Origin of the sequence: Hwangdonia sp. (genome assembly GCF_048381975.1) — a bacterium.
In the GTDB taxonomy this organism is placed as follows: Bacteria; Bacteroidota; Bacteroidia; order Flavobacteriales; family Flavobacteriaceae; genus Hwangdonia; species Hwangdonia seohaensis.
This window is the reverse complement of the sequence record NZ_JBLWYT010000001.1, coordinates 294,137-306,974: the sequence shown is the minus strand read 5'-3', so window position 1 is coordinate 306,974 and position 12,838 is coordinate 294,137. Positions and strand designations below refer to the sequence as shown.

12 protein-coding genes are annotated in these 12,838 nt (G+C 35.8%); 5 read left to right on the top strand and 7 right to left on the bottom strand.

Translation table 11 applies throughout. From position 1 onward, the window contains the following. Window positions 1-61: 61 nt before the first annotated feature. Window positions 62-511, bottom strand: coding sequence for a nucleoside deaminase (locus ACN5J7_RS01345; protein WP_418602361.1), 450 nt, complete (start codon window positions 509-511; stop codon window positions 62-64). A 63-nt stretch (window positions 512-574) separates the two neighbouring features. Between ACN5J7_RS01345 and dxs the strand changes: the two genes are divergently transcribed. Further along, entirely contained in the window at window positions 575-2,341 is a 1,767-nt protein-coding gene (gene dxs / locus ACN5J7_RS01340; protein ID WP_418602360.1) for a 1-deoxy-D-xylulose-5-phosphate synthase, read from the top strand. Between the two features lie 436 nt (window positions 2,342-2,777). Here dxs and ACN5J7_RS01335 read toward each other — a convergent pair whose 3' ends face one another. Both ACN5J7_RS01335 and ACN5J7_RS01330 read right to left on the bottom strand, forming a co-directional pair. Next, the gene (locus ACN5J7_RS01335) at window positions 2,778-3,287 is read right to left on the bottom strand and encodes an acyl-CoA thioesterase (protein ID WP_311936995.1); all 510 of its coding nucleotides are present in this window, start codon (window positions 3,285-3,287) and stop codon (window positions 2,778-2,780) included. 81 nt (window positions 3,288-3,368) lie between these two features. Next, window positions 3,369-4,325, bottom strand: a complete 957-nt coding sequence (locus tag ACN5J7_RS01330) for an SPOR domain-containing protein (RefSeq protein ID WP_311936992.1) — start codon at window positions 4,323-4,325, stop codon at window positions 3,369-3,371. A gap of 104 nt (window positions 4,326-4,429) precedes the next feature. Between ACN5J7_RS01330 and dprA the strand changes: the two genes are divergently transcribed. Then, window positions 4,430-5,548 (top strand): DNA-processing protein DprA, encoded by a 1,119-nt coding sequence (dprA, locus tag ACN5J7_RS01325; protein WP_418602359.1) that lies wholly within the window; start codon window positions 4,430-4,432, stop codon window positions 5,546-5,548. A 9-nt stretch (window positions 5,549-5,557) separates the two neighbouring features. On the opposite strand, the gene ACN5J7_RS01320 is transcribed toward dprA, so the two are convergent. After that, window positions 5,558-6,367: a DUF1853 family protein gene (locus ACN5J7_RS01320; RefSeq protein ID WP_418602358.1), complete on the bottom strand. Its 810-nt coding sequence runs from the start codon at window positions 6,365-6,367 to the stop codon at window positions 5,558-5,560. A gap of 116 nt (window positions 6,368-6,483) precedes the next feature. Beyond that, a complete protein-coding gene (gene trpS, locus ACN5J7_RS01315; protein ID WP_418602357.1) occupies window positions 6,484-7,452 on the bottom strand; it encodes a tryptophan--tRNA ligase in 969 nt (322 codons plus the stop codon). Window positions 7,453-7,568: 116 nt separating this feature from the next. On the opposite strand from trpS, the gene ACN5J7_RS01310 reads away from it, so the two are divergent. The 3 genes from ACN5J7_RS01310 (at window position 7,569) to ACN5J7_RS01300 (ending at window position 10,629) form a co-directional block, all read left to right on the top strand. Continuing rightward, complete coding sequence (locus tag ACN5J7_RS01310; protein ID WP_418602356.1) at window positions 7,569-8,306, top strand: lysophospholipid acyltransferase family protein; 738 nt, start codon at window positions 7,569-7,571, stop codon at window positions 8,304-8,306. 240 nt (window positions 8,307-8,546) lie between these two features. After that, a complete protein-coding gene (locus ACN5J7_RS01305; protein WP_418602355.1) occupies window positions 8,547-10,046 on the top strand; it encodes a hypothetical protein in 1,500 nt (499 codons plus the stop codon). Next, a complete protein-coding gene (locus ACN5J7_RS01300; protein WP_418602354.1) occupies window positions 9,982-10,629 on the top strand; it encodes a hypothetical protein in 648 nt (215 codons plus the stop codon). The genes ACN5J7_RS01305 and ACN5J7_RS01300 overlap by 65 nt, the downstream gene beginning before the upstream one ends. A 107-nt stretch (window positions 10,630-10,736) precedes the next feature. Here the strand turns inward: ACN5J7_RS01300 and ACN5J7_RS01295 are convergent, their stop codons facing one another. Beyond that, complete coding sequence (locus ACN5J7_RS01295; RefSeq protein ID WP_418602353.1) at window positions 10,737-12,275, bottom strand: hypothetical protein; 1,539 nt, start codon at window positions 12,273-12,275, stop codon at window positions 10,737-10,739. Further along, window positions 12,275-12,817 (bottom strand): RNA polymerase sigma factor, encoded by a 543-nt coding sequence (locus tag ACN5J7_RS01290; protein WP_418602352.1) that lies wholly within the window; start codon window positions 12,815-12,817, stop codon window positions 12,275-12,277. Before ACN5J7_RS01290 ends, ACN5J7_RS01295 begins: the two co-directional genes overlap by 1 nt. Window positions 12,818-12,838: the final 21 nt, after the last annotated feature.

Sequence of the window (12,838 nt, the reverse complement as noted above, 5' to 3'; positions counted from 1 at the left end):
GTTAGCAGTCGTTTATTGTCCGCAAAAACCAACAGAAAACAGAAAAGAATAGCTAAAGTAATTAGTTCAAATTCCGTTTTTCAATAAAAAAACGTTTCAAAAGCTCCGAAGCTTCATCCGCCAAAACCCCACCTTTAATCGTTGTTTTTGGATGCAATTTGGTTTTTAAATTAATACAACCGCGTTCCTTATCCCGAGCGCCGTAAACAATATTGGAAATCTGACTCCAATACAAAGCGCCTGCACACATTTGGCAAGGTTCCAAGGTAACATACAAGGTGCATTGCTGTAAATATTTCCCGCCTAAAAAATTAGCCGCAGCGGTAATGGCCTGCATTTCGGCATGCGCCGTTACATCGGTTAGGGTTTCGGTTAAATTATGTCCGCGGGCAATAATTTTATTGTCAATTACAATAATAGCACCCACAGGAATTTCACCTTTATCAAAAGCAGCCTCAGCTTCTTGGAGGGCTCTTTTCATAAAATAAGTATCGTCAAATGGTTGTAGCATAAAAGCAAAAATACGATTTCAAATGATAATGGTATCATTTTCATATACTACATTTGTAACGCAATGAACAGCTTTTTAAATTCCATAAACTCTCCCAAAGAACTCCGTCTTTTAAAACAAAAAGACTTAGAGCAACTTGCTCAAGAATTACGCGCGTTTATCATCAATATCGTCGCTACCAAACAAGGGCATTTGGGCGCAAGTTTAGGCGTTGTAGAGCTTACCATTGCTTTGCATTATGTTTTTAATACGCCCGAAGATCAACTTATTTGGGATGTGGGCCATCAAGCCTACGGCCATAAAATTTTAACCGGCAGAAAAGATGTATTTGATTCCAATCGCCAATTTGGAGGTATAAGCGGTTTTCCAAAACGCGATGAAAGTGCATACGACACCTTTGGTGTTGGGCATGCCTCAACATCCATTTCGGCGGCCTTGGGTATGGCCATTGCATCGCAGTTAAAAGGCGAAGACAAACACCATATTGCCGTTATTGGCGATGCCAGTATTGCTAGCGGAATGGCTTTTGAAGGCTTAAACCATGCCGGTGTTACCGATGCAAATCTATTGGTTATTTTAAATGATAACGCCATTGGTATCGACCCAAGTGTTGGCGCTTTAAAAATGTATTTAACCAATGTAAAAAAAGGCACCCAAAAACAAGACAATATTTTTGAAGCTTTAAATTTTGATTATTCCGGACCGATAAACGGCCATGATATCGATGCTGTTATCACAGAATTAAAACGGCTAAAAACGGTAAAAGGCCCCAAGTTTCTGCACGTTATTACTACTAAAGGGAAAGGCTTAAAACAGGCCGAAGAAGACCAGGTAAAATACCATGCCCCAGGAAAGTTTGATGCTATAACAGGCGAACTCATTGCGAAATCTGGTACTAGCCAGCAGCCACCAAAATACCAAGATGTTTTTGGGCATACCATTGTGGAACTTGCCGAAAAAAATAAAAATATTGTGGGCATAACACCGGCGATGCCCACGGGAAGTTCGTTGAAATATATGATGGATAAAATGCCCAATCGCGCTTTTGATGTCGGTATTGCCGAACAACACGCCGTTACCCTTGCCGCTGGTATGGCAACTCAAGGTTTAATCCCGTTTTGCAATATTTACTCCACGTTTTTACAGCGTGCTTACGACCAAATTATCCACGATGTGGCCTTACAAAAACTACCCGTAATTTTTTGTTTGGATCGCGCTGGTTTAGTGGGCGAAGACGGGGCAACGCATCACGGGGTTTTCGATTTATCGTATTTAAGATGCATACCAAACCTCATTATTTTTGCGCCGAGAAATGAAGTTGAATTACGCAACATCATGTACACCGCACAACTAGGTTTGGGGCAACCTATTGCCATTCGTTATCCGCGGGGTCGTGGGGTGACCATGGATTGGAAACAACCTTTTAAAAGCATTGAAATCGGGAAAGGTACGCAACTTAAAAAAGGCCATAAACTGGCTGTTTTAAGTATTGGAAACATGGCACAAAATGTAAGCGATGCCATAGCTTTATGCGATAACAAAGAGGCTGTTTCGCATTACGATATGCGTTTTGTAAAACCTTTGGACACGGATTTATTGCACGCCATTTTTAAATCGTATAAAACCATTTTAACCATTGAAGACGCTTCGGTTATAGGTGGGTTTGGCTCTGCTATATTAGAGTTCGCCGCTGCAAACCACTATAATAATTCGATTAAAACACTGGGAATTCCTGATGTATTTATTGAACACGGCAGTGTTGATGAATTGCAAAAATCGGTTGGTTTGGATGCCGAGAGTTTAAAAACCCAGTTTAATTTATTTTTATAATAAAAGCTATTTGAATTATAAGTCATTTTGATTTTGTAAAAAATTTCAAAAGCACATTTATATATAACAAATCCAACTAAATTTTTTGAGCATTGGGAATAAAACGTACTACAATAATGCATAACCGCTAAACAATCCTCTGCAAAAACAAAATAACTTCCAATTGAAACTCACAGGCTAGCAAACTAGCGCGTTAGGGATTGATGCGGCATCCTTTTTAAACTTGAACACAACAAAGATTGAGGAAACTAAAATTTGGCAGATTGCCATGTCCTTCGTCCTCGCAATGACGATTTAAAAAGATATAGCGGAAAGCCCGACCGAAGCGACCCTTCGAGGTTTCATGTGCGTCCGGATAGTTATCAGGTTTGTTTCAGCATCCAACCTTGAAGGTATAAGCGAAGGGAACGCCCAAAAACATTTAATTCGAGATTATTTATTCGAACAAGGCCTTGAGTTCGGTGGCTTTATTTGGTGTTATTTTACCCGCCAACAGGAGACTTAATTGCTTGCGGCGCAATGCGGCATCAAATCGTTCTTTTTCCAAATCGGTTTGAGGATGCACTTCCGGGACCGAAGTGGGCCTGCCCGTATCATCTACGGCAACAAAGGTATAAATGGCTTCGTTGGCTTTAGATTTTTCGCCCGATTCACGATCTTCAATCCAAACATCAATAAACACTTCCATGGAGGTTTTAAAGGCGCGGGACACTTTGGCTTCAACCGTAACCACACTGCCCAGAGGCACCGCTTTATTGAACGCTACGTGGTTAACCGACGCGGTAACCACAATGCGCCTACTGTGGCGACGGGCGGCAATACTTGCGGCACGATCCATGCGCGCGAGCAGTTCGCCACCAAATAAATTGTTTAGCGGATTGGTTTCACCAGGTAAAACCATGTCGGTCATGGTTGTTTTTGATTGCTCGGGTGTTTTTGCTTGCATCACTTTTGTTTTAACAATGCTGCAAAGGTACTGTGCTTTTAAATATTAAAGAAGTAAAAAAGCCTTGAATTGTTTTAGATATTAATCTAGTTTTTTAACTAGCAACCACGCATTTTTGTTGTGTGTTTTTCTAATGTCACGAATGGCTTTAAGAGCCTCTTTACCTGTTTCGTAACTCGCGTAAACCACTTCGTGCAATCCGTATTTGTTTACACCAATTTTTCTGGCGTTAAAGCCTTCTTTTTTAAGTTGGGCTATAATTTTATTGCAGTTTTCTTCAACTCTAAAAGCCCCGGCAACAATATGGTAATTGCCCGTTTGTTTGGTTACATTTAATGTAATGGCAGGCAACGGATTTAAACTAAAAGTCGCTTGTTGTATTTTGGTGTCCAATTGTTTTGTCGCTTCTTCTTGCGCCAATTGGTTGTGCGTTTCAATTTGATTTACGTAAAAATTTGAAGCGACAAACCCACCAAGCGTTAAGGCAACTAAGGCTACGGCTGCATATTTTAAATACGGTCTTTTTGCGGTTACTGAGCCTGTCGAAGCACGTTTTTCGGGTGTAACGGTAAGCGGAATTACCTTTTCAATTTGCTCCACTTCTTTTTTATAAACTTCGCGGGTTACCGAAGGTGAAACGAATTGAGACAATCCAAACGAATCGGTTAAATAATTGAGGTTGTATGTTGGTTCAAATAAAATTTTACCTTCATCATTAAACACCACTTCGCCAATATTACTAAACGTAAGCGTTTCGCCCTGTGTTAAATACGACTTGAGTATTTTAACACGTTTCGCAATTTTTTTTGTGGCGGTTTCAAATGGGATTTTTTCCACATCGGCAATATAGTGCGCCAACAAGCCATCGTTTTGTTGAATTTGCTCGTTAAAAGACACCGCTTTTTTTGGCGGATAAAACGTATTTGTTGAATCGTTAATTGTTGCCGATACGCGCTGCGTTAAAAAAGATCCGAATTCCGGAATGGTAACGCACTCATATCTATAAAGTAAATCGCTTATGTAGGTTTCTAGTTGCATAAAAACAAAGTTAAAAAAATATGCTTTTAGATAAAATTTAAGGTGAAGTATTTATTAACAGTCGAAAAATTCTTTTATTGTAGCTTTAAAACCAAATGTTTACCATGACAGAAAACGATTTACTTTACACTTTAGCCTTGCAACATGTGCCTAATATTGGTGATATAACGGCCAAAAGACTCATTGGACATTGTGGTTCTGCCGAAGCGGTTTTAAAAGAAAAAAAGCATAATCTGTTAAAAATTGATGGTATTGGTAGTGTTGTTCTAGGTGATTTGTTTAAAACACATCATTTAAAAGAAGCTGAAAAAGAAATACAATTTATAAAAGAAAACCAGCTCAAGGTTTTATATTTTAAAGGCGACAGCTATCCCGAAAAACTAAAACACTGTATTGATGGCCCTATTTTATTGTTTCAATCGGGGAGCATAAATTTAAAAGAACAACGAATTATTAGCATTGTTGGCGCACGAAAAATCACAACAAACGGCATCGCCTTTTGTGAACATTTGGTTGAAACGCTCCTGCCTTATAACCCTATTATTGTTTCGGGCTTTGCTTACGGCACCGATATTACCGCGCATAAATCGGCATTAAAACACAACTTGCAAACCATTGGTTGTTTGGCGCATGGGTTGCATACCATTTATCCTAAAATACATAAAAAATATATGGTTGAAGTTGAAAAAAACGGTGGGTTTTTTACCGATTTTTGGAGCAGCGACACCTTTAACAAAAACAATTTTTTAAAGCGCAACAGAATTATTGCCGGCATAAGCGAAGCTACCATTGTTATTGAGTCTGCCGAAAAAGGCGGAAGCTTGGTTACTGCCGATATTGCAAATTCGTATAACCGCGATGTATTTGCGGTTCCGGGGCGAACAACAGACTCGCAAAGTGTGGGTTGTAATAATTTAATTAAGCACCAAAAAGCGCACCTGCTTTCCAACCCATTGGATGTGCCTTATATGTTGAATTGGCAATTAGACGATATTTCGACAGGCTCAATAACCAAACCAACCGTACAAAAACAGTTATTTGTTGAGTTGGACGCAACCGAAAAAATCATTTATAATTATCTAAAAGCAAACGATAAACAACTACTTGATGTGATCGCCATTAATTGCGAGATGCCTATATTTAAAGTCGCGAGTATTTTGTTGACCATGGAGCTTAAAGGTGTAATAAGGCCGCTACCCGGGAAATTGTTTGAAGTGATATAACAGCCATTACTACCACCATACCAAAAAGAATTTATTTAATGTGCCGTTGGGGAATTTTATCCAACAAAGCGGCGAAAATTGACGCTCCAAAAAGGGTTTTACTGTTTTTGTGAATGATTCAAAAGGCAACCAATTTATAGACGTATGTGGTGTAATAGTCCAATCTATTTTTTTAGGTATATAAAATTTACAATCGGAAAATTGCTGCATTTGCGTTTTGTAAATATAAAAACCCGAAATACAATCTTGATTTAAGGTTTTTAACGAGATGTCTTTTTGAAAAGGAATAAATAATTGTGCCTTAAAATAAACCTGTTGTTCAATTTCAGTAACATCTAAATTTAAGGTTTTTAGATATTTTTTGCTGTGTTTGGAGTTTAGTAACGGTAATTGTTTCTGGCTTAGCTTAATTAATTTTTCAACTAAAGCATCTTTTTTATTGGGGCCAACAACATGTTCGATTTCAGAGCTTCCAATGGTATCATCATAAAGATAAAATTTATATATTATTTCTAAATGAATGGGTTTTTCATCCTTTAAAAGCAAACAATCCAATTCGCCCAAAGTTGTTTTTTGATCTTGAATTTGAATGTTTTCAGACAGAATGGAAATTGATTGGTTTTGCTGCAATTCGAAAGCCACCAAACGTTCTATATATTTTCCCAGACGTAATTTTTCGTCAATATCAATATCGATTTTTGTTGGTTGGGAATTGATTTCAAACTGCTGCAAATCGAAAACCTCATGTTTTTTCCACAAACACCGTGTTTCAAGGAAACCATCATATCGGTTTTGAATGTCTTTTGTTTTTTGGTGCATCTTTAAAAGAAGTAAATATTAAAGTATGCCGAATAGGTTTCAACATAGGTTTTTCAAAAAACGAAAAAATTAGTCAACAACTTCAAATTAAAAAAGCTTGTGTTGTTTTGCAAAGGTTAATACCCAACTTTTTCCCTAACTCGATTCAAAACTTCATCGGCAACTACTTTCGCTTTTTCAGCACCAATAGCCAAAGCCTTATCAACTTCTTCGAGGTTATTCATGTAATAGTTGTAGCGTTCGCGTTGTGTGGCAAATTTGTTAACAATCAATTCAAATAAGGCTTGTTTGGCATGCCCGTAACCATAATTACCGTTTTCGTAATTGGCTTTCATGGTTTCAATTTGAGCATCATTTGCTAATAAATTATAAAGCGCAAAGCAATTGCAGGTACTCCAATCTTTTGGATCTTCAAGTGGTGTGCTGTCGGTTTCAATAGACATGATTTGCTTGCGGAGCTTTTTATCATCTAAAAATATATTGATGATGTTGTTTCTACTCTTGCTCATTTTCTCACCATCTGTTCCCGGAATAAGCATCGTATTTTCTTGTATTTTACCTTCTGGCAATACAAAAGTCTCGCCCATTTTAGTATGAAAACGCGATGCTACATCGCGTGTCATTTCAATATGTTGTAATTGGTCTTTCCCAACGGGAACTATGTCTGCATCGTACAACAAAATATCGGCCGCCATGAGCATAGGGTAGTAAAATAGTCCAGAATTTACATCCTCTAACCTATCGGCTTTATCTTTAAAACTATGCGCTAAGGTTAAACGTTGGTACGGAAAAAAGCAGCTTAAATACCATGATAATTCGGTTACTTGCGGGATATCACTTTGTCTGTAAAACACCGTTTTTTCATAATCTAACCCAAAAGCCAGCCACGTAGCAGCAACCGAATACGTATTATAGCGTAAGGTTTCGGCCTCTTTAATCTGTGTTAAAGTATGCATGTTTGCTATAAACAAATACGAATCGTTTTCGGGCTTGTTTGCCATATTTATTGCAGGCATAATAGCGCCTAAAATGTTTCCTAAATGTGGTGTTCCGGTACTTTGTATGCCTGTAAGTATTCTTGCCATGTTTTCATTTCCACGAAAGTGGAAATCTTTTTAAATTAAAACTCAGATTTTATTCTTCGGACAAAGGTAATTTTTTTAATAGAATTGCTCAATACAATTACGTATTTTTGGGCTCCATGAGCATTTTTAAATATATTTTTTGGGTATTGTACCGCATTTGGTTTTATATACTTGTTGCCTTACCCATACTTATCATGTTTCCAATTCTTTTAATATCTATTTTAAAAGAATCTTGGTATCCGTTCTTTTTTAAATTAGCGCGTTTTTGGGCTCGATTTATTTTAATTGGCATGGGCTTTAGGCCGCAAATTGAGCGCGAACAAACACCGGAAAAAGGCAAAAGCTACATGTTTGTTGCCAACCACACATCGATGACCGATATTATGCTAATGTTGGTTTCGGTTAAAAACCCGTTTGTTTTTGTTGGAAAAAAGGAGCTGGCTAAAATTCCGCTTTTCGGATTTTTCTATAAACGCACCTGTATTTTAGTTGATAGAAACTCAGCTAAAAGCAGACAAGCCGTTTTTTTAAGAGCGCAACGCCGATTGAAAACCGGTGTGAGTATTTGTATTTTTCCTGAAGGTGGCGTACCCGAGGAACATATTGAATTAGATGATTTTAAAGATGGTGCTTTCCGGTTGGCCATTAACCATAAAATACCGGTTGTGCCATTAACATTTGCCGACAATAAAAAACGCTTTTCGTATATTTTCTTTAGCGGAGGTCCGGGAAAAATGCGTGTTAAAGTCCATAAATTTTTAGCGACTGAACACTTAACGGTTGAAGACACAAAGGCTTTAAATGAAAAAGCTAGGAGTATTATTTTAAGGCAATTGCAAACTTTTAATGAATAATTTTGTCATTCCTGCGAAGGCAGGAATCTCATAAATTGAATAACATTTTAATCTTAAAACTCATATAAAACACAACTTTTACGGGTTACCCACAGCAGTAATTTAAGATATTTCATAAAACAGTAATATTTTAACAAATACAAGTATTTTATTACAAATAAATGCTTTAGGTTTGTAGTATAGCAATTCTCTCTCATTATTACTTAGTAGTACTCTACTATTAACTTTAACTATTTTTTTATGAAATTTAAAAACTATTTAAAACTAGGAATACTGGCTTTTAGTATTTCCCTTTTTCTTTGGAATTGCGAAAAAGAAGAAGTAAATCAATTGCAATCACAGCTTACAGAAATGCAATACATAGAAAATGAGTTTTCTCTTAAAAATTTTAAGGACTCATTTATAAGTAAAAATTTAGTGGTGCATTGGGACGATTTTATTTCTAAAGAAAATATAAAAGAAAACAAAGCTGTTTATGAGTTTAATACATCATTAAAAGTTAAAAACACAATTGAAAATGAAAAACAGCGCTTTAACTTTAAGTATAAAGTATTAGGTTTTAAAGATGATTCAGACCGTTGGTATTTCGAGTTAATCAAATTTTTTGCTAATGATGATAAAAACGTAAATAATATCTCATACTTTTCTCCAAAAGAGTTTTCAGGGACCCTATATCATTATAATCTTAAAGGAGAATCTTTAGCCTTAAAAGCTTATAAAGATGGTAAGTTTTTAAATGAATTTTCTGGAAAAGGTAAAAATAATAATAACTTACAATCAAAATTCCCATCAGATGATGGGGGTTCTCAAGGTGGTGGGTTTTGGATGTTTTCAAGAACGAAACATTATACTGATTGGTACAGAGGGAATGGAACTGGTGGATGGACTTATACACATTCTGTTTACAATGGTTCAACTACAGAGTATGTTTGGGTAAATACAGGATATACGGGTAGTGGGAATTACCATAATCATGCTCCTCATGGTGGTAATCCTGCTACTGACAATCATGCTAATGAGAATATTATTATAGATGAAGATTTTACTGAAAACTACCCTTGTCAATCTGATATTGTTGTAGAAGTTTATGGAAATTGTTCTCCCCTTTCTCAGCTTTTTCAAGATATTTTTGATAGAAATGACAATGTAAGCGTTAATTTTACCGCAGAAAATCTCAATAATATTATGGAAGGAGGTAGAACAGTTGCTATTACTGGTCAACCATTAAAATATAATATTAAATTAAACTCTCAGAGGTTAAATAGTTCAACAGAGCTGGATATTATTAATACAGTAGCTCATGAAAATGTTCATGCTATGCTTTTTTATTTCTATCAAGCAGGAAGTTTTCAAATAGAAGGATCAGGAAATCCTACATACGCTAAGTTAGTTGAAGGATTTTCTAAGCACCGAGCAGGATTTGGTAATGATCACCATCCTTATATGGCTTCATTAGTCAATGATATGGCTGAGGTTACTTATACTTGGGCTATGGAAAACGGATATAATCCTAATGATTTTTCTGATTACGATACAAGCCCAACAGATTCTCTTAATGGTTTAAAAGAGTTTTTGCAAAAATTGGCTTGGGGAGGATTAGAGAGTACTACTGCGTTTAATGAACTGTATCCGAGTGGCACTTTAAAAAGACAACAAATACTAAAATTAATTCAAGATGAAATATTACCAAATGATGCGGGAGCTACATCAAAGGGGAATTTATCAGTTCCGTGCGATTAGATTAATTTGTTTTTTATGTTTAGTTGCTTTTTTTGTATCATGTAAAACTATTGATATAAATAAGTATCATTTGGTAAACTCATTACTAAATGACTATACTGAAAAAGACAGTGTTTATTTACACCCTAAAATTGTTAGGTTAGATGATAAAAAAATAAATGAGTTTTTATTATTAGGGATAGACAAAGATTCTTGTAATTCTAAAATGAAGGATATAATCTCAAATATAGATAGGCAAAAACAACTAAAAACTACCGATAAAACATGGAATTATGCTAAAATAGATGTATCTAAAGTATTTACTAATCTGGAATTAAAACGGCCACAATCTATTATTCGTTTTAAAAAATTAAAAGAAACAATAAAAGATGATTATGATTTACTTGATAGAAAATTTTTAATGTGGAAAATAGAACATGATGAAGGGATGATAAGGTTATCAAACCCCATTTTTAATAAACAAAAAACACATGCTATTATATATCTATCTAAGCATAATGATGGCCAATTTGTTTATACTTTAAAAAAGGTGGATAAAAAAAAGTGGAGTGTTATTTGCAAAAAAAGATTATCATTTTATTAAAAATAAATCACTTTTAACAAATAAAAAACTGCTCTTGGGAGAGCAGTTCCTTTTCGATATTGGTTTCCGAGCTTAAAGGAAACCGATATCTAGATCTAACCAAAAACCTAAAACTTTATAGCAAATCCGGTGTAAACCCCAATAAAATAAGGTTTAAAATTACCAGACGTGTTATTAAACGTATTGATTTGATATTTGAACATCGGCTCAAAATTCAAATCTATTTTTTGCGAAACTTTATAATTTAACCCCACACCAAAATTGGCACTGTAACTTACGTTGTTAATATTGCTCGCTTCGCCCAAAAGGGTTCGAGAGCCCGCAATTTCCGAGAATATTTCATTTTTATTTAAAAAGAACGAGCTAAAGCCACCAATAAGGTTAACCCCTAATTTTTTGTTTGTGAGTGCGTACTGAATTTCCAAAGGCACTTCAATGTAACCCATATCTTGATTAATGGACGTGTTTGAGGTTTTTGCAAAAGCTTCCGGACTTTTTGAAGTGTTTACATTTTCGCTGCTTATAATAGAAACAGCATCGGCCGTACCAGTATTTGTATTTACATTTTGCAATAAACTAGAGCTGGAACTTAAGGATTGGAACACCACAACATTATTGGTGTTGTAACCCAAATTAACTCTATTTATCCCGGTGCGAATACTTAGTTTTTTATTAACCGCATAACTGGCCTTAATACCGTAACTCATGTTGAGTTCGCCACTTTTCGAGTTGTTATTAAACTGCGGATCGATGGAAGAGCCTTCGCCCAAACTACTAAAATAAACAGGCGCAGCATTTGGGGCAATACTCCACCTATTTAATTTTTCGTCCTCTTCTTCAATAATATCTTTGTTTTTATCTAATACTTCCTCAATGGTAAGCGTGTTTTCTTTGATGTTGTTATCGGCAATAGCTTCGGTTTTGGCTATCGAATCTGTCGAAATATCATCCGGCTTTACATCCGCAATAGCGGTATTGTTTTTTGTGGAATTGTTAATTATTCCGTTTGCTTTATCGATGTCGATTTGAGGGCTTTCATTTTTATTTTGAATAGTCGCGTTGCTTTTTTCTGTTGAATTTTGAGCAACTGCCGTGGTGTTATCGCTTTTTACAATAGCATCGGAAACACTTGATTTTTTATTTGAAGGCTGCTGCGATTTTTGTGTGCCTTCATTTTTGTGTTTTGAAAACGTATTTTCGGCAACCGATGTTTCGTTTGAAGGCGTCATGTTTTTAAGAGCTTCATCGGTTTTTGAATCAGATACTTTTTCAGTCGATTCTTTTTCGGTATTCGATGTGGCGACAGCTTCTTTTTCGTCAATAATTTTTGGTTCTTTTTTATCGGAATCAATTAAAGTGTTATTGTCCTTTTTGTTCGAATCATTTAAAACCGCCTCTTTTGTATCAACAACTCTGGTTGGCTCAGTGGTATTGGAATCATTGAAAAACAAACCGCCAACAGTGAGCAAAAGCAACAGTAAAGCCGCAACGCCTGCGTAACGCCACCAAATAGGAATAAGGCGTCGTTTTTTCTTTTTCTTATAAAGTTCGGTTTCAATGTTTGCCCAAACAGCATCACTGGGCGTGGCTTCAAAATCTTTAAAACGCTCCTGAAATAATCTGTCTATATGTTTTTTATCACTCATTATAAGGATTGTAAACTTTGTCTTGTTTTATACTGTTCTATAGTGTCCTTCAACGTTTGTCTAGCTCGTGCTAAATTGGATTTTGAAGTCCCCGTGTTTATGTTTAGCATCTCCGCTATTTCTTTATGCGAATAGCCATCTAAAACATAAAGGTTAAACACTAAACGGTAACGATCTGGTAATTCTTGAATTATTTTTAAGAGATACTCTAAAGGTATTTGGTCTTCGTCAATCTCTATTTCAACCTCGTCGGCTACGTTTTCATTTATAATATCAAAAACCTTTTCGTTTCGGTAGCGTTGTAAAACCGTGTTTATGGTTATCCGCTTTAACCAGCCTTCAAAAGAGCCTTTGCCTTTATACTGTTCTATTTTATCGAAAATGGTTAAAAATGCGTCTTGCAAATTATCTTCTGCTTCGGCATAATTCCTCGAATACTTTAAGCATACGGAGAATAGTTTACTCGAAAAGAGTTTGTACAATTCTCCTTGGGCTTTAGTATCATTAATTCTACAATTTTCTATGAGTTGATTTAAACTCAAATTAAAACACGTATAGGTTAA